Below are 17,287 nucleotides of genomic sequence, written 5' to 3' on the forward strand. Positions count from 1 at the left end.
GCCGGCGTGCCTTTAACCAATACCGAATTCCGACCGATTGATACCCAAGGATCAGGATGCTCGACCTACGCAAGCTGCGTTACTTTCTGACGGTCGCTGAAGAACTGCACTTCGGCCGTTCTGCACTTCGCCTGCATCTGGCCCAGCCGCCGCTGACTCGGCAGATTTCTGCGCTGGAGGCAGAATTGGGGTTCAAGCTGTTTGACCGCACCAGCCGCACGGTCACCCTCACCGCTCAGGGGCGTTCGTTCCTGCCCTATGCCCGCGGTGTGTTGGAGCAAGTAGAACTGGCGCAAGTGATCGCGCGTAAATTGGCCGCCGGCACTGCGGGCCAACTGGCACTGGGATATGCCAGCTCAATCGCGCTGTCGGACCTGTTCAGCCAGGCGATCCAGGCATTCGCCCAGCGCTTTCCCGATGTGCAGTTGACCCTGGTGGAATGCGCATCCGGCAGCCTGGGTGCCCAGGTGGCGGACGGACGCCTGGATATCGGCTTGAGCCGCCTGATGCCGCAAAGCGCCGATGTCCAGGCGTTATCGCTGGGTGAGGAGCGATTGGTGGCCGCCGTCTCCAGCGACAGCCCATTGGCCAGCCAAACGATGCTCGGCGTGGCCCAACTCAGCACTTATCCGCTGATTCTGTTTCCGGCCGATTACGGGTCTGGCTTGAACCAGTCCATCGAGCAACTTTACCGACACCACGGCCAGCCCCTGCGCCCTGGGCCGACCGGGCGACAGATCACGTCGATCATTGCCTTGGTGGCGGCCGGGCAAGGCGTTGCGCTGGTCCCGGAATGTACCCAGAGCTTGATGAACAAAAGCGTGACGTATCGACCGCTGCAGGAAGTGGATGCATGTGCGCAGTTGTTGGTACTTACCCCGACATCAGGAAGAGGCGTATTGGTGGATGCATTTATTGGTGTACTTGAACAGGTATTACACATCCGGTAATACCGCGAAAAATCCCGCAATACGTCTCGGCGGCGCCATTCCAGCGCCGCCATACACTTCCTTCAACCGCTACCGAAATACCGGACATCGACCATCGGTAGGTAGAGTGTTGATAATTTTTTTTCAGTAGTTATAGTCACCACCAACACACACCACAAGGAGGTGATGTGGATAGCCGCTATTTGATAGGTCACATCGTTGCAGACGGTTGGTATCTGGTGCGCATCAGGGGCAGTCATCATCACTTCAAGCACCCGACAAAGCCCGGTCTGGTCACGATTCCTCATCCAAAAAAGGACCTGCTGGATAAAACCGCCAAGAGCATTTTGAAACAGGCTCTGCTGAGTTAACCGTCCCTGGAGGGCAACACACATGCTTTATCCCATCGCAATTTCAACGGGCGACGAGGACCACGCCTGGGGCGTGGAAGTCCCGGATATTCCCGGGTGCTATTCCGCCGGCGATGACCTGGACGACGCCATGGCCATGGCCCGCGAAGCCATCGAGGGGCACTTCGAGATCCTTGCAGAAGATGGCGCGCCGATCCCCTGCGCGCAGAAAGTCACCTTGCACGCCGCCAACCCACAGTACGCAGGCTGCACCTGGGCGGTGGTAGACATCGACGTCACCAAGTACCTGGGCAAGGCGCAAAAACTCAACATCACCCTGCCGGGGTATCTGTTGAATCGCATCGATGACTATGTACTGAATCACCCGGAAGAAAAAAGCCGCTCGGGGTTTCTGGCGTCCGCGGCACTCAAGGTATTGCAACAGGATCGATAATCGCGGCGAAGCAAAACCGAAGGGTTTACCGGAACGTTCAGCTGACGAGAATTTGACCGCAAGAAACGTAGTTTCCAGACCCGCTGGCGGAACTAGAGTAGCGTCATGCCCATTAAACGCCTGTTCGAGGAGCCCGCTCATGACTTACCAATTCAAGCTCATGCCTTCCCCTGTCGGTGAACTGACCCTGGTGGCGCGCAACGGCAAACTGAGCGCCATTTTATGGGAAGTGGAACGCGCAAACCGTGTGCGCCTGGGTGAATTGGTCGAGGCCAATGACAGCCCGATATTGCTGGAAACCCAACGCCAGTTAACGGAGTACTTTGCCGGATCGCGCAATCGGTTTGAGCTGGAGCTGGATTTCGCCGGTACCGATTTTCAGAAACAGGTTTGGCGGGCTCTGCTGACAATTCCCTTCGGCGAAACGCGCAGCTACAGCCAGATTGCCCAACAGATCGGCAACCCCAAGGCTGTACGCGCAGTCGGTGCGGCGAATGGGCGTAATCCGATCTCGATTGTCGCCCCCTGCCACCGGGTGATTGGTGCATCAGGCGGGCTGACCGGATTTGCCGGGGGGTTGCAGGCCAAGCAGTATTTGCTGGCACTGGAGGGCGCAGGTCAGGCAGAGCTGGCGTTCTGACTTAGGCGGCGACTGAACCGTTTACCGAGATATTTGTTAAAAGAAATTTCAAAGAACTGCTGTGGTCAATTATCCATCACCTCTTCACACAGGAAACGGTAATGAAATTCTCCACGGTCTCGCAAACCCTGTCCCGCTGGGCAGGCAGCCCCCGAACCTTCTACACAGCCGTCGCACTGATCCTGATATGGAGCCTGAGCGGGCCCTATTTCCACTACAACGACACCTGGCAACTGATCATCAATACCTCGACGACCATTATCACGTTCCTGATGGTGTTCCTGATCCAGAACACGCAAAACCGCGACAACGATATCCTGCATATCAAGATTGATGAGCTGCTGCGCGTATCCAAGGATGCGCAGAATGCCGTGCTCAGCCTCGATGGCCTGGACCGCAAGGAACTGGAAAAGCTGCGCCAGGAATACCGCGACATTGGCAACACCAGCAGCCTGAGTTTGAACAACGGTTGCACCGACAACGTGGCGCCGACCAAGACGGACCTGAATCAGGCATAGAAAACGGCGGTTGGGTAGGCCCCCACCGCCGATTTCATTTCACGCTACGGTCTCAACCGTCGCCTTGATGACCCTTGCCATAGGTTGATGCCAGGGCACGGGCTTTTTGCAGACGCTCTTCGAGCTTGGGCAGCGTCTCATCCACCAGCGCTTTTATCTCCGGCACATCCGACGCGGCACCTTCTTTCTTGAACAGGGCGATGGCGTCTTCGTTTTCCTTGACCTGCTGTGCGGTATAGGCAGCGTCAAAGGAGTCACCGTCCTTGAGTTCGGGCATCAGGGTTTCGGCCTTATCGACGATCTTCTCCCGTGGCGCGACCGGCAAATCGAGCTTCTTGGCGATGGCTGCCAAGTGCTGGTTGGCCAGGGTGCGCTCGTTGATGACCTCAATGGTGTAGTCCTTGATCTCTTGGGACGAGGTCTTGGCGTGGGCCATGCGACTGGTTTCGATATCGGCCATACCTTTGGCCGAAGCCTGCTCGATAAATTCAGCAGGCGACTGGGCGAAAGCATTGCTGGCGCCGAGGCCCAGCAGCATCGCGAAACTGGCGGTGCGTAACCGGATAGCCATGCGGCTCATGATGGGTTCCTCCAGAGCAAAAATAGGTACGGGGATCTACACCCGCCCTGGATTCGAATTTTCAGAGCCGCAAAGGTTTAGAAAAAACTTATCAGTGCGACGAACGGTTGTCGTCATTTCATGCCGGCTTGCTTGCAAACAAGCCCGGCAATGCATGCGCCAGGGCATTAATGGCAAAGCCGATGAACATCACGCCGCAGAGCTTGGTGATCAGGATTTCATGGCGTTGATACACCGTGCGCACTCGTTGGGCACCGACCACGCCGATCAAAATCCCATAGGCCAACAGGCCGCCCACAAAGCTCACGAAGATCAGCGACGGCAGCATCGACCACGTCAACAACTCGGCACGGCTGGACAGCAACGCGGTGAAAGTCGCCACGGCAACCGGATAGGCTTTGGGGTTGGTCAAGCCGAACACAATGCCATGCCAGAACGGGTGCCGCGCCGCGCCCTGGGGGGCATCGCCGTTGCGGCGCTGGGTACGGATCGCACGCCAGCCGAGCCAGAACAGATACACACCGCTGAGTACGCCCAATACATCAAACGCACTGCTGCCCACTTCTCGCGCACCGACGATGGCAATCAGCGCAGTACTGCACCACACCACATCACCGAGCAAATGCCCGCACAAAAAACCCGCTCCGGCACGCCGGCCACGCGCAGCACCGATGCCGAACACGGCCAAAACACCTGGGCCAGGTGTAATACCGTAGATAAAACCCGAAGCAAGGACGGCGAGCAGCAAGGATGGGGTCATGAATAGACGCTCTGACGGATTCTTGAAGGTGATTGATTCTGCATGTTTCACTGCGGTGGGTAAAACTTCATTCCTGCGTAAGGCTTGGCGCGACAAGCTTGCAGGCGCGAGGCCAGATCACCGACATGAACCTCCAGCTTGTGGCCGTCGGGATCGAGGAAATAAAACGACGCGCCTTCACTGCGGTTGTCACGCCACTCCTGCACGCCGGCGGCCCGCAGGCGTTCGACCAACGCGGTGAAATCAGCGGCATCGACGGTGAAGGCATAGTGGGTGTAATCCATTGCTGCAGTGGTCGAGCGCACCGGATCCAGCGACAGACACAGCCAAAGCCCGGGCAAGGACAGGTAAGCACCGTTGTCCCAAGTGGCATCGAGTTGAACACGCAGCAGATCGTGATAAAAACTGACGCTGCGCGGCACGTCGGTGACGGCCAGGGTCAGGTGGTTGAAGCCGGTTAGCATTTAGGTTTTCTCTTATTATCGGTGACCATCGGACAATACACCGCGCACCCGCCCAATCAACCACTGCAACCCAGAATCACCACCCCGCCGCACATGCCAGGCCAGCTCAAAAGCAAACGAGGGAATATGAAACGGCGGTGGCACGGTCAGCAAATGTTGATGGTCGATATTCAGTAAACCCCGGGACGACACCGTCAAAATCAGGTCCGTGCCCTCGATCAACTGTGGCGCCACGCCCCAGTGCGGCAGGCTGATTGCCACATGCCGCCGTTCACGTATCGCAGTCAGTGCCCGTTCGATTTCCGGGGTACCGCTGCCGCGCATCTCCAACAGCACATGTGGGCGCGACAGGTAAGTCGGCAGGTCCAGCGCACCGCTGGGTGCAAGGCTGTGGCGGTCGACCAGGCAGGTGTAATGCTCTTCGAACAATGGCGTCGTACACAGTTCGGCGGGCATGTCGGGGAATACGCCCGCCGCCAGGTCGAGATCGCCATTAAGCACGCCGTCAACCATGCCTTCGCGGCTGGCCTGGATGATCTGCAGGTCGATGCCCGGCGCTTCACTGCGCAGGACGCGGACCAATCCTGGTAGGAGGATCGCTGCGCTGTAGTCTGACATTGCCACGCGAAAGCGGCGCTTGGCCGAGGTGGGGTCAAAACGATTCGGCGCCAATAATGCCTGCACCTGGCCCAGCGCTTCGGCCAATGGCGCTGCCAACTCCAGAGCCCGAGCCGTGGGCACCAGCGCGCCGCCCTGACGCACCAACAGCGGATCGCCAAGCATATCGCGCAGCCGCGCCAACGCGTGGCTCACCGCCGGCTGGCTCAGGTGCAGGCGCTCGGCGGCGCGGGTCACGTGTTGCTCGCTGAGCAAGGCGTCGAGGATCACCAGCAGGTTAAGGTCGATGCGGCGTAGATCATTCATCAGCTGCATGGTCTGTATAAGAACTTGGAATTTAAATCTGCACGACGAATAACCTAGAGTCCAGCGAAACTTCTGGGAGCATGGAGATGAGCGTGTTGCATTGGATGGGTTTGTTAGCGCTGGCGGTGATCGCCGGAGCCGTGGTGCCGTTTCAAAGTGCAATCAACGCTAATCTTGGGCGCGGCCTCGGCCATCCATTGTGGGCCACCTTGGCGTCGTTGCTGGTGAGTATCATCGTGCTGCTGCCAGTGATTATCGCTTTGCGTCTGCCCTTGCCGAGCCTGACGTTTATCACCAAGGCTCCGTTGTGGATGTGGGCCGGTGGCGCCTTCGGCGTCTGTTTTATTTCACTGGCGTTGATGCTGCTGCCCAAACTCGGCGCGTCAGGGTTTATTGCGTTGGCGATGGCCGGTCAGATTCTCGCCTCGTTGCTGCTCGACCATTTCGGCCTGTTCGGCCTGGTGCAACGCCAACTGACAACGCCGCGGGTGTTGGGCGCGTTGCTGCTGATCGGCGGCGTGGCATTGATCCAGTTCAGTGGCGCTCAGCCGCCAGGCGATTGATCTGGGCCTGCTCTACCACCGGCTGCGGCGCGCCCAGGCTCGCAGCCTGTAACATTGCCCGGCCGACAGTCTCGGTGCTCACCACCCAAGCCGGTTTTACCCGCCGCACAAACGAAAGCACCGGCCCCAGCACGCTATAGAAAGCTTGATACAAGGGCGTCTTTGAGCGCACGCCGTGCAACGGCTGAATGATCCCCGGACGGAACAGGTACACCGCCTTGAACGGCAGGCGCAGCAAGGCGTTTTCCGTCTTGCCCTTGACCCGCGCCCACATTGATTGGCCCGTCTCGGAACTGTCCGTGCCAGCGCCGGACACGTAGATAAAGGTCATCTGCGGATTAAGCCGCGCCAGGGTACTGGCAGCCACCAGGGTCAGGTCATAGGTGAGGTGGGTGTACCGGGCTTCGTTCATGCCTGCCGACGAGACACCGAGGCAAAAGAAACACGCATCAAAACCTTGCAGCAGGTTCTCCAGGGGCTGGAAGTCGAGCATGTCGCTGTGCAGCACCTGATGCAGTTTGCCGTGTTGCTGGGTCAGGGGCGTGCGGCCGACGGCGACCACTTCCTGCACATCTGCCGCCAGCAGGCACTCGCGCAGCACGCCCTGGCCGACCATGCCGGTGGCGCCGAATAACAGAACTCTCATTAGGGAACCTCAGCGGCACGCCGCAAGCTTGCTCAAGTAGAACGCGTTGAGCGTGTAGCTTAACGCCTGCCGCCTGAGGCTGCCCTATCAAAACGCGCTACGAAATATCTCCTCAATCTGACGCTGATCCGCCCGTCGTGGATTGGTCAGCCCGCACGCGTCCTTCAGCGCGTTCGCGGCCAGCACTGGGATGTCCTGCAACTTGGCACCCAGCTCACGCAGGCCGGCGGGGATTTCCACGTCCTGGGACAGTCGGCGGATTGCCGCAATCGCGGCCTGGGCGCCCTCCTCCACGGTGATGCCCTTGATGTCCGCGCCGAGGGCGCGGGCCACGTCGCTCAGGCGCTTGGCACTGACGCTGGCATTGAAGCTTTGTACGTGGGGCAGGAGCACGGCGTTGCAGACGCCATGGGGCAAGTCGTACAGACCGCCCAGTTGGTGAGCCATGGCATGCACAAATCCCAGGGACGCGTTGTTGAATGCCATGCCAGCGAGGAACTGCGCATAAGCCATGTTTTCCCGTGCGGCCATGTCGTTGCCGTCGCGCACCGCCAGGCGCAGGTTGGCACTGATCAGCTCGATGGCCTTGATCGCACAGGCGTCGGTGATCGGTGTGGCGGCGGTGGACACGTAGGCTTCGATGGCGTGGGTCAGCGCATCCATCCCCGTGGCGGCGGTGAGGCCCTTGGGCATACCGACCATCAGCGCCGGGTCGTTGACCGATAGCAGCGGCGTGACGTTGCGATCGACGATGGCCATTTTCACGTGACGGGTTTCGTCGGTGATGATGCAAAACCGCGTCATCTCGCTGGCAGTGCCGGCGGTGGTGTTGATGGCGACCAGCGGCAGTTGCGGCTTGCTCGACTGGTCAACGCCTTCATAGTCGCCGATGCGTCCGCCGTTGGTGGCGCACAAGGCGATGCCCTTGGCGCAGTCATGGGGCGAGCCGCCGCCCAGGGACACCACGAAATCGCAGGCCGTCTGTTGCAACAGCGCCAGCCCCTTCTCGACATTTTCCACCGTGGGGTTGGGCTTGGCGCCGTCATAGATCACCGAGTCAATATCCTGCATCGCCAGCTTCTCGGCGATCATGCTGGCCACACCGGCTTTGGCCAGACCGGCGTCGGTAACGATCAAGGCTTTACGAAAGCCGTAGGCGCGAATAGCGGTCATGGCTTCGTCGAGGCAGTCGCTGCCCATGATGTTGACGGCGGGGATGAAAAATGTGCTGCTCATGGTCGATCCTCAGAGGCTTTATGCCGACAGAATCCACCGGTACTGCATAGCGCATCTTGATCAGGATCAACGCCGGCTCGTGATAAAGTCACCCTCCAGCCGATTTCGAGTAGACCCGCCGCAATGAAGGATTTCCAGGATATTGACGCCCACCTTGAAGATTGGAGCGCCCTGCGCGACGCCATCGACTTCAACGGGATTCTGATCGGCAACGGCGCCAGCCGCACGATCTGGGAAGACTTTGCCTACGACTCGCTGTTTGAAAACGCCCGCACCGTTGAAGAAAAACCCCTAAGCCAATCCGAACTCAGCGTGTTCGATGCCCTGCAAACCCGCAGTTTCGAGCAAGCCCTGGGCGCCTTGAAAACCACCAGCCGGGTCAACAAGGCCCTGGCGGTCAGTTCGGCGGCGCCGCGTAATCGCTATTACGCGATCAAGGAAGCGTTGATCAACACCATTCACACCGTACACATCCCCTGGCGACTGGTGCAGCCATCGACCCTGGCGACGATCAACAATGAGTTGGCACGCTACGCCACCGTCTTCACCAGCAATTACGATTTGCTCAACTACTGGGCAATCCTGCACACGCCCGGGATCGACGACCTGTTCCGCAGCGCCGATTCAAGCTTCGACCTGCGCAATACCCACACCGACACCACGCGCATTCTCTACCTGCACGGCGGCCTGCATCTGGTGCGCAACCTTGATGGCACAGCGCGAAAACTGCCGTCCACCGACAGCACCTTGCTCAGCAGTTTCGCGATCAACAACACGATCAAGACGCTGGACGATGTGCCGCTGTTCGTCAGTGAAGGCAAGGTGGAGGAAAAGCTCAAGAGCATTCGCAGTTCGGATTATCTGTCGTTCTGTTATGAGCAGTTGCTGAGCCATGAAGGCGCGTTGTGCATTTTCGGGCATGACTTGGGGCCGCAGGATAAACACCTGGCGGATGCGATTCGCCAGGCCGGTATCACCACCCTGGCGATCTCGGTTTCGGGGCGCACTGATGGCTTTATTCGTCAGCAGAAGCAGCGGTATTCGCAGCTGTTCGAAGGTACAGGAGCGCAACTGAAATTCTTCGCGGCGCGCACGCATCCGCTGGGTAACCCGGCGCTTTCGGTGCCGGTCGAACACTGAGCAAGCCCGCCCCCACATTTGATTGCATTTCAAATCGGGATCAGCGTCATTCCTCAGCGCTGTGCACCACCACCAGCAACTGCGCCTGCACCTCTCCCACCGAGCGAATCCGGTGGGGTTTCTGCGCATTGAAATGCAGCGCATCGCCGCGCTCCAACAGCACCCGCTCGCTCATGAAATCCACTTCCACCTGGCCTTCATGCACGAACAGAAACTCTTCCCCCAAATGCTCCTTGAAGGTCTTGTCGGTGAACTCCGCCGGCGGGTAGATGATGAACGGCAACAGGCTGCGCTCGCTCACCTGATGGGCAAGTACCGCATAACCCGGTGACGTGTCGGGCCGTTCATGGCTGCGCACCAGGCTGTAGCTGTCGAGGCTGACGTTGCCTTCGCTGAACAGCTCTTCGACTTTCACGTTCAGCGCCTTGGCCAGTTTCAGCGCAGCAGCAATGGACGGCGTGTTGAGCCCACGCTCCACTTTCGACAGGTAACTCTTGGTCATCCCGGACTTTTCGGCCAGGGCCTCCAGGGTTACGCCAAGTTTTTTTCTCAGTAATTTCAAACGGATAGACATTTGCTGCGGTTAATCCATGCAGAAAGCGATGAGCCGTGCTTGCCAATGACACAAAGTGTCATATAGCATCTTTAGTGTCATTTGCAGTCACCCAACGACCTTGCGAGCAGCGGGCGAGCAGCAAATCCGACGTCCATTGAACTACCCAAAGGACACCGATATGGCCAAGACATTAGCACTCCCGAAAGACCAACTGGTCAAGCAAGCCCTGAGCCAGATGCAAAACAGCCTGGCAGATAATACGTGGACCGAGCGCCAAAAGCTGGCGCTGACCTGCCGAATTCTGTTCGAACACGGCCACGACTCTGGCCTGGCCGGGCAAATTACCGCACGCGGGCCTGCGCCTGGCACCTACTACACTCAGCAACTGGGCCTGGGTTTTGACGAAATCACCGCCAGCAACCTGCTGCTGGTCAACGAAGACCTGGAAGTGCTCGAAGGTCATGGCATCCCCAACCCGGCCAACCGTTTTCACACCTGGGTGTACCGCGGGCGCCCGGATGTAAACTGCATCATCCATACACACCCCACGCACATTGCCGCGCTGTCGATGCTGGAAGTGCCGTTGCAGGTGTCGCATATGGACCTCTGCCCGCTGTATGAAGATTGCGCGTTCCTGGAGGCCTGGCCCGGCGTGCCGGTGGGCAATGAAGAGGGGGAGATCATCACCACGGCGCTGGGTGACAAGCGCGCCATCCTGCTCTCGCACCACGGCCAGTTGTCCACCGGGGCCAGCATCGAAGAAGCCTGTGTCATCGCGCAGTTGATCGAGCGGGCGGCCAAGTTGCAGTTGCTGGCGATGTCTGCGGGCACCGTCAAGCCGATCCTGCCAGAGCTGGGGCGCGAGGCCCACGACTGGATTTCCAAGCCCAAGCGCCATGGCGCTGCGTTCAATTACTACGCGCGGCAGAATCTGCGTAAACATGCCGATTGCCTGAACTGATCGCCCCCTTTTTTCGACCGGAGTTTTCCCATGTCCAATCCAACTATTCACGGCATCATCGGCTACACCATCACCCCGTTCAGTGCTGATGGCCAGCGTGTTGACTTCGACGCACTCGGGCGTTCTATCGACCGCTTGATCGACAGCGGCATCCACGCTATCGCGCCGCTGGGCAGCACCGGCGAAGGCGCTTACCTGAGCGATGCCGAGTGGGACGAAGTCAGTGCCTACAGCATCGAGAAAGTCGCCAAACGCGTGCCGACCATTGTCAGCGTGTCCGACCTGACCACCGCCAAGGCCGTGCGCCGAGCGCGCTATGCCGAGGCGCACGGTGCCGATGTGGTCATGGTGCTGCCCGCCTCATACTGGAAACTCAGCGAAGCGCAAATCCTCGCCCACTACGCCGCAATCGGCGACAGCATCGGCGTGCCGATCATGCTCTACAACAACCCGGCCACCAGCGGTACCGACATGTCGGTGGAGTTGATCCTGCGCATCCTCAAGCAGGTCGACAACGTGACCATGGTCAAGGAGAGCACGGGCGACATCCAGCGCATGCACCAGTTAAAACTGGAGAGTGACGTGCCGTTCTACAACGGCTGCAACCCGCTGGCCCTGGAAGCCTTCGCGGCCGGTGCCAAAGGCTGGTGCACCGCGGCGCCGAACTTGATCCCCCAACTCAATCTGGACCTGTATCAGGCAGTGCTGGCCAATGACTTGAATAAAGCGCGAGAGCTGTTCTACCGGCAGTTGCCGTTGCTGCAATTCATCCTCAAGGGCGGGTTGCCGACGACGATCAAGGCCGGGTTGCGCTTGACTGGGTTGGAGGTGGGGGATCCAAGGTTGCCGGTGTTCCCGCTGGGTGAGGCGGGGATCGAGCAACTCAAAACACTTCTGAAATAAACTCAGGGCCTGTGTGGGAGGGGGCTTGCTCCCTCCCACAGTTGAATTGAGTACAGCCTTTAAATAGAGACAAATAGCAATAATTCTCGATATCATTCACGACTTTTCCACGCCGTGCTTCGTCAAGAAGGATATCCATGTCTCATCCCAAGCCCGACCCGTCGTCGGCCGATGCCTGTCGCGGGTTTTATGCAGATATTCTGTATTTCCTGCGTAAACGCACGGACAACGCCAGCGACGCGGCGGACATGACTCAGGATGTCTTTACCCAGTGGCTGGGCTACCGCGATCGAGCCAAGGTCGAGCAGCCCCGGGCGTTTCTGTTTCAGATGGCGCGCAATCTGTTGCGCGATCACTGGCGCAAACAGAAGGTACGGCACACCGCCCATTCCGATCACGCCGAAATGGATACCGAGCCGGTCACCGACGAACAGCACGACCCCATGGCCGCCGCCCTTCGCCTGCAACGCCTGGAACAGTTGAAAGAAGTCCTCGCCGAACTCTCGCCCCGCCGGCGAGAAGCCCTTATGCTGCACCGCTTCGAAGGCTTGAGCCAGGCACAGATCGCCGAACGCATGGGCATTTCGACCAGCATGGTAGAAAAGCATATTGCCTTGGCCCTGCTGCATTGCAAGCGACGCCTTCAATCCGACCCCGGCACGGAGCAGCCAGAATGAACCGCCCGAGCGACATCGACGCCCTGGACAGCCAAACGAGCGACTCCATCGACGCCCAGGCCGCCAGTTGGTTTGCGCGCAACCGCAACGCTGCCAGCCGTGCCGACCGCAAAGCCTTTGCCGCCTGGCAGGCGGTGCCAGCCCATGCGCGTGCCTATGCCGAATTCGAACAGCTGTGGGCCGACCTGGCCCAGTTGCAACAACTGAACAAACCGCTGCCGCTGGCAAAACGCAAACGCCCCCTCTGGCGCCCTGCCCTTGCGGTGGCCGCTGCCGTGCTGTGCGCCGTGCTGGCGACCCACATCGGCGCGCCCCGCGAGCTGTATCACACCCAGGTCGCCGCTCATGCCAAAGGTATGCGTACCTTGAACCTGCCCGATGGCAGCACTTTGTACGTGAATGCCAACACCCGCATCCGCGTGGACTTCAGCGCCCATCAACGTGTCGTGCATCTGGACAAAGGCCAGCTGTATATCGAAGTGGCGGCCGACAAGGAGCGGCCACTCTACGTGCAAGCCGGCGAGTCGATCATACGGGTGGTGGGCACTGGTTTTGACGTGCGCCGCGGCCAGCAGCAACTGGTGGTGAGCGTTGCCCATGGCCAGGTGGCGTTCGAGCCGGACAGCAAAAGCCCCACCACCCTGCTCGGCGCCCGGCAACGTGCCGCTTACAGCTACGCCAAAGGCACCCTGCAACAACAAACCCTCAGCGCTGAAGAAGTGGCCGATTGGCGCAGCGGGCATTTATCGTTTCGCAATCGCGAACTGGCCAGCCTGATCGACGAGCTGAGCCTGTACCGTCCCCAGGCGCCGTTGCAGGTCAGCAAGGCCGTGGCGCAACTCAAGGTGTCGGGGAACCTGGATGTGAATGACCCCGATGCCCTGCTCAACGCCTTGCCCGCCCTGTTGCCGGTAAAAACCGTGGTCTTGGCCGATGGCAGTGTGAAAATCGAGCCGAGCAAATAGCCTGCATACCGCCCACATGAGAATATCTTGCATTCGCATGTGTGGTTTTTTTGGCCTGCCCCGTCTTCCTCCTGTCCGTGTTTGATACGCACACCTTTTTGGCTATTTAGCCGCTCCGGGGGATTTCATGTTTCGCGCGCCTTGCCACGCTTCGCACCTGTTTCTTCGACCCACGCTCATGGCCACGTGCCTGGCCTTCAGCCTCAATGCCCAGGCCGAGTCGTTCACCCTGCACCTGCCGGCCCAGTCACTGGCCACGTCCCTGAGCCAGGTGGCACAGCAGGCGAAAATCCAGCTGCTGTTCGATGAAAGCCTGCTCAAAAACCTGAAAGCGCCGGCGCTTGACGGTGACTACACCGCAGAAGTAGCGATTCGCTCCCTGCTGAAAAACGGCGAGTTCACCCTGATCAAGGTCGGCAGCACCTACGTAGTGCGCCCCGATGAGGGCAAGGCCACCAGCAGCGCCGCGATCCAGCTGGACACGCTGAGCGTGATCGGCACCGGCAACGAAGTGAACGCCGGCACCGTCAACCGCTCCACCCTGACCCAGGCCGATATCGACCGCTACCAGTCCAATAACATTCCCAGCCTGTTGCAGACCCTGCCCGGCGTCAGCCAGGGCGGTTCGCTCAAACCTGGCGGGCAGACCATCAACATTCGTGGTTTCGGCGATGCCGAAGACGTGCCGTTGACCGTGGACGGCGCCACCAAGACCGGCTTTGAGCGCTACCAGCAAGGCACAGTGTTTATCGAACCCGAGCTGATCAAGCGCATCGAAGTGGAAAAAGGCCCCAACTCGCCGTTCACCGGCAATGGCGGCTTCGGCGGCACCGTCAACATGATCACCAAGGACGCCCCGGACCTGCTCCAGGACGGTCGCAACAGCGGCGCGATGCTCAAATACGGCTACTCCAGCAATGACCATGAACAGGTCTACAGCGGTGCCGTGTATGGCCGCACCGACGATGGCCGTTTCGACGCCCTGGCCTATCTGACCCAACGCGACGGCGGCGATATGAAGGTGGCCGCCAAGTTGCCCAACGACAACAACGAGTACCCGATCAACCCCCAGCGCTTGCCCAACAGCGCGCAGGATGTGGACGGCAAGTTGTTCAAGGTCAACGCGTACTTCACCGATGAGCAGAGTGTCGGCCTGTCGTACTCGCGCTCTCACAGCAACCGCTGGACACCGTTTTCCGCCGCGAGCTACCCGACGCCGCCCACCCAGTTCAACATCGACCGCTACGGCTACGAAGGGGCATTGAAGCGTTTCCTTGCGCACCGCGATACGGTCGATACCACCTGGTCGGGCAAGTATCACTACCAGCCGCTGGGTAACCCGCTGGTGGACCTCACTGTCAAATACTCCCAGTCCAATACCGAACAGACCGACGAGCGTGACGCCACCGCGTTTTTCCAACTCGCTACCGGCGGGCGCAAGATGGACACCGCCTACACCGACAAAAACCTCGACGTCCGCAACGTCAGCCTGTTCGACACCGGGCCCTTGCAGCACGCGGTGACCGTCGGTGGGCAGATCCGCAAGCACATCCGCGAAACCGAAATGTGGATGCCCGGCACCACCTACAACACAGCGCGCTACAACTACGGGCACTTCCAGCCGGGCTTCATGCCCCACGGCAAGGTCGATACCAACAGCTTCTTTATCCAGGACGCGGTGACTATCGGCGACGTGACCATCACCCCGTCGCTGCGCTATGACCATGTGCGCAACCGCGGCGAAGGCAACGATGCGCCCTATTACAACAACCCCGATCCCAAAGTTGGCCACGATTACAGCGACCGCACCTACACCGGCTGGTCGCCACGCCTGGCGCTGTTCTGGACCGTGACGCCGAATGTGGGGTTGTTCGCCAACTGGAGCCAGACCTGGCGCGCCCCGGTGATCGACGAACAATATGAAGTACAGGGCCTGGGCAGCCGCACCGCGACCAGCGTGGACCTGGACCCGGAGCGCATCACCTCGATCACCCTGGGCAACATCACCAACTTCGACAACCTGTTGGCCCAGGACGACAACCTGCAACTGCGCACCACCCTGTTCCACAACAAGGTTGAAGATGAAATCTTCAAGGCCACTGGTGTGGGTTGCCAGAACCAGGCCATCAACGGCGGCAGCATTGCCTCAGCCTGCCCGCCAGGCGCGATGTCCAACTATCGCAATATTGGGGGCATGACCATCAAGGGCGTCGAGCTGGAGTCGATCTATAACTCCACTTACTTGTTTGGTTCGGTGTCGTTCGCCTACACCAAAGGCCAGCACCAGGGCGCCTACACTAACCCCTGGGGTCCGGACGTGGCAGCGCGGGATATCCCGCCGACCAAATGGGTGCTGGTACTGGGCACCCACATCCCCGCCTGGGATGCCCAGGTCGGCTGGATGGGCCAGTTCATCGGTGCCACCGACCGCCTGCCCAGCGACAAATACTCCGGTGGCCCGGGTTCCGGCGTGGGTGACTTGTTCTACGACCAGTACGGCAACAAGCGCTACAACACCCAGGGTCTGTTCGCCAAATGGACCCCGCAGCAGGCCTACCTCAAAGGCACCGAGGTGAACTTCACGGTGGACAACCTATTCAACGAAAACTTCCGCCCTGCGTTGAGCGGCGACCGCGCCTATACCAAGGGGCGCGATGCGAAGATCAGCGTGACGCGATTCTTCTGACCACACACGCATTCCAAATGTGGGAGCTGGCTTGCCTGCGATAGCCGTGGTACAGCCACCATCGTCATCCCAGGCAAGCCAGCGCCCACAGGGAACGCGCTCACTTCAGGCCAGGTAGCCATCGGCGCGCAGCAGGGTTTCCAGGCAGTGCTCAGTGATGTGGTAGAACGCCTTGAGCTCCTGGATTTTCACCAGCAACTGCGCGTTGTCCAAAGGCTGCGTACGCTTGACCGCAAGAATCATCTTGTTCTTGTTGGTGTGCTCCAACGAGATGAACTCGAACACCTTGGTCTCATAGCCACAGGCTTCCAGGAACAACGCACGCAAGCTGTCGGTGACCATTTCTGCCTGCTGGCCCAGGTGCAGGCCGTATTGCAGCATCGGCTTGAGCAGCGCCGGGCTCTGGATCTGCAGGCGGATCTGCTTGTGGCAGCATGGCGAGCACATGATGATCGACGCGCCGGAGCGGATGCCGGTATGGATCGCGTAATCGGTGGCGATGTCGCAGGCATGCAGGGCGATCATCACGTCCAGCTCGCTCGGCGCCACACTGCGTACGTCCCCGCACTTGAACACCAGCCCCGGGTGCTCCAGCCGCGCGGCAGCACTGTTGCACAGGGTGACCATGTCTTGGCGCAATTCAACACCGGTAACCTCGCCCTCGGCCTTGAGGGTGTTGCGCAGGTAATCGTGAATGGCGAAGGTCAGGTAGCCCTTGCCAGAGCCGAAATCGGCAACGCGCACCGGTTGGTCGAGTTTCAACGGCGACGACGTCAGCGCATGGCTGAACACTTCGATGAACTTGTTGATCTGCTTCCACTTGCGCGACATCGAGGGAATCAACGCCTGCCTGGCATCGGTCACCCCCAGATCGGCGAGAAACGGCCGGCTCAGGTCAAGGTAGCGGTTCTTCTCACGGTTATGCTCGGCTGACGGTGCTTCGCGCAGTTGTTGCGGCTGGCTTTTGAACAGCGAGCTTTTGTTCTTCTTGCTGTATTCCAGCTGGGCTTCGTCAGTCAGCGACAGCAAGTGCGCGTTCTTGAATGACGCAGGCAACAGCTCGGCAATCGCCGCCACGCCGTCAGCCAAGGGGAAATTCTTGGTGATGTCGCGGGTCTTGTAGCGGTACACGAAGGACAGGCACGGCTGGTCTTTGACGGTGACCGGCTTGATGATCAGCCGTTGCAGCTCGGCTTCCTCACCGACGTACTTGGCCAGCACCAGCTTGATAAAGGCGTTTTGCGCAAGGCTTGCGCTCAGCAATTGGATGAACTGGGCGTGATGATCCGGCGCAGGGTTGGCGGGTTGAGCGGTGACGGACATGAACAAAAACGC

At 59.7% G+C, this 17,287-nt stretch carries 20 protein-coding genes; 12 read left to right on the forward strand and 8 right to left on the reverse strand.

Annotated features, from left to right (window positions below; all coding sequences use genetic code 11):
* Positions 1-56: 56 nt before the first annotated feature.
* The 5 genes from QMK52_RS00075 (at position 57) to QMK52_RS00095 (ending at position 2,891) form a co-directional block, all read left to right on the forward strand.
* The gene (locus QMK52_RS00075; protein ID WP_005785965.1) at positions 57-950 is read left to right on the forward strand and encodes a LysR family transcriptional regulator; all 894 of its coding nucleotides are present in this window, start codon (positions 57-59) and stop codon (positions 948-950) included.
* Positions 951-1,117: 167 nt separating this feature from the next.
* Positions 1,118-1,300: a type II toxin-antitoxin system HicA family toxin gene (locus QMK52_RS00080; RefSeq protein WP_003189411.1), complete on the forward strand. Its 183-nt coding sequence runs from the start codon at positions 1,118-1,120 to the stop codon at positions 1,298-1,300.
* 22 nt (positions 1,301-1,322) lie between these two features.
* Entirely contained in the window at positions 1,323-1,733 is a 411-nt protein-coding gene (locus QMK52_RS00085) for a type II toxin-antitoxin system HicB family antitoxin (protein ID WP_005785962.1), read from the forward strand.
* A 139-nt stretch (positions 1,734-1,872) separates the two neighbouring features.
* A complete protein-coding gene (locus QMK52_RS00090) occupies positions 1,873-2,373 on the forward strand; it encodes a methylated-DNA--[protein]-cysteine S-methyltransferase (protein WP_122735493.1) in 501 nt (166 codons plus the stop codon).
* 101 nt (positions 2,374-2,474) lie between these two features.
* Positions 2,475-2,891, forward strand: a complete 417-nt coding sequence (locus QMK52_RS00095) for a low affinity iron permease family protein (protein WP_005785960.1) — start codon at positions 2,475-2,477, stop codon at positions 2,889-2,891.
* A gap of 52 nt (positions 2,892-2,943) precedes the next feature.
* On the opposite strand, the gene QMK52_RS00100 is transcribed toward QMK52_RS00095, so the two are convergent.
* From QMK52_RS00100 to QMK52_RS00115, 4 genes are all read right to left on the reverse strand, one after another.
* Entirely contained in the window at positions 2,944-3,471 is a 528-nt protein-coding gene (locus QMK52_RS00100) for a DUF4142 domain-containing protein (RefSeq protein WP_005785958.1), read from the reverse strand.
* 118 nt (positions 3,472-3,589) lie between these two features.
* Positions 3,590-4,231, reverse strand: coding sequence for a LysE family translocator (locus QMK52_RS00105; protein WP_005785956.1), 642 nt, complete (start codon positions 4,229-4,231; stop codon positions 3,590-3,592).
* A gap of 47 nt (positions 4,232-4,278) precedes the next feature.
* Positions 4,279-4,695, reverse strand: a complete 417-nt coding sequence (gene fos, locus QMK52_RS00110) for a fosfomycin resistance glutathione transferase (protein ID WP_005785954.1) — start codon at positions 4,693-4,695, stop codon at positions 4,279-4,281.
* A gap of 15 nt (positions 4,696-4,710) precedes the next feature.
* Positions 4,711-5,628 (reverse strand): LysR family transcriptional regulator, encoded by a 918-nt coding sequence (locus tag QMK52_RS00115; RefSeq protein ID WP_005785953.1) that lies wholly within the window; start codon positions 5,626-5,628, stop codon positions 4,711-4,713.
* Between the two features lie 77 nt (positions 5,629-5,705).
* On the opposite strand from QMK52_RS00115, the gene QMK52_RS00120 reads away from it, so the two are divergent.
* A complete protein-coding gene (locus QMK52_RS00120) occupies positions 5,706-6,182 on the forward strand; it encodes a DMT family transporter (protein ID WP_032877293.1) in 477 nt (158 codons plus the stop codon).
* Here QMK52_RS00120 and QMK52_RS00125 read toward each other — a convergent pair.
* Both QMK52_RS00125 and yiaY read right to left on the reverse strand, forming a co-directional pair.
* A complete protein-coding gene (locus QMK52_RS00125) occupies positions 6,154-6,828 on the reverse strand; it encodes an NAD(P)H-binding protein (RefSeq protein WP_005785949.1) in 675 nt (224 codons plus the stop codon). The two genes, QMK52_RS00120 and QMK52_RS00125, sit on opposite strands and share 29 nt — an antisense overlap.
* An 87-nt stretch (positions 6,829-6,915) precedes the next feature.
* Entirely contained in the window at positions 6,916-8,064 is a 1,149-nt protein-coding gene (gene yiaY / locus QMK52_RS00130) for an L-threonine dehydrogenase (RefSeq protein ID WP_005785947.1), read from the reverse strand.
* Positions 8,065-8,187: 123 nt separating this feature from the next.
* Between yiaY and QMK52_RS00135 the strand changes: the two genes are divergently transcribed.
* Positions 8,188-9,204 (forward strand): DUF4917 family protein, encoded by a 1,017-nt coding sequence (locus QMK52_RS00135; RefSeq protein ID WP_005785946.1) that lies wholly within the window; start codon positions 8,188-8,190, stop codon positions 9,202-9,204.
* Positions 9,205-9,250: 46 nt separating this feature from the next.
* On the opposite strand, the gene QMK52_RS00140 is transcribed toward QMK52_RS00135, so the two are convergent.
* A complete protein-coding gene (locus QMK52_RS00140; protein WP_005785945.1) occupies positions 9,251-9,778 on the reverse strand; it encodes a helix-turn-helix domain-containing protein in 528 nt (175 codons plus the stop codon).
* A 160-nt stretch (positions 9,779-9,938) separates the two neighbouring features.
* Between QMK52_RS00140 and QMK52_RS00145 the strand changes: the two genes are divergently transcribed.
* From QMK52_RS00145 to QMK52_RS00165, 5 genes are all read left to right on the forward strand, one after another.
* Positions 9,939-10,721, forward strand: a complete 783-nt coding sequence (locus tag QMK52_RS00145) for an aldolase (RefSeq protein WP_005785944.1) — start codon at positions 9,939-9,941, stop codon at positions 10,719-10,721.
* 30 nt (positions 10,722-10,751) lie between these two features.
* Complete coding sequence (locus QMK52_RS00150; protein ID WP_005785942.1) at positions 10,752-11,624, forward strand: dihydrodipicolinate synthase family protein; 873 nt, start codon at positions 10,752-10,754, stop codon at positions 11,622-11,624.
* Between the two features lie 137 nt (positions 11,625-11,761).
* Positions 11,762-12,301 (forward strand): RNA polymerase sigma factor, encoded by a 540-nt coding sequence (locus QMK52_RS00155; protein WP_005785940.1) that lies wholly within the window; start codon positions 11,762-11,764, stop codon positions 12,299-12,301.
* Entirely contained in the window at positions 12,298-13,266 is a 969-nt protein-coding gene (locus QMK52_RS00160; protein WP_005785938.1) for a FecR family protein, read from the forward strand. Before QMK52_RS00155 ends, QMK52_RS00160 begins: the two co-directional genes overlap by 4 nt.
* Positions 13,267-13,393: 127 nt before the next feature.
* Positions 13,394-15,952: a TonB-dependent receptor gene (locus QMK52_RS00165; RefSeq protein WP_320403704.1), complete on the forward strand. Its 2,559-nt coding sequence runs from the start codon at positions 13,394-13,396 to the stop codon at positions 15,950-15,952.
* A gap of 105 nt (positions 15,953-16,057) precedes the next feature.
* On the opposite strand, the gene QMK52_RS00170 is transcribed toward QMK52_RS00165, so the two are convergent.
* Positions 16,058-17,275, reverse strand: coding sequence for an SAM-dependent methyltransferase (locus QMK52_RS00170; RefSeq protein ID WP_320403705.1), 1,218 nt, complete (start codon positions 17,273-17,275; stop codon positions 16,058-16,060).
* Positions 17,276-17,287: the final 12 nt, after the last annotated feature.

It is taken from the genome of Pseudomonas sp. P9_2 (genome assembly GCF_034008255.1).
GTDB classification, from domain to species: domain Bacteria; phylum Pseudomonadota; class Gammaproteobacteria; order Pseudomonadales; family Pseudomonadaceae; genus Aquipseudomonas; species Aquipseudomonas synxantha_A.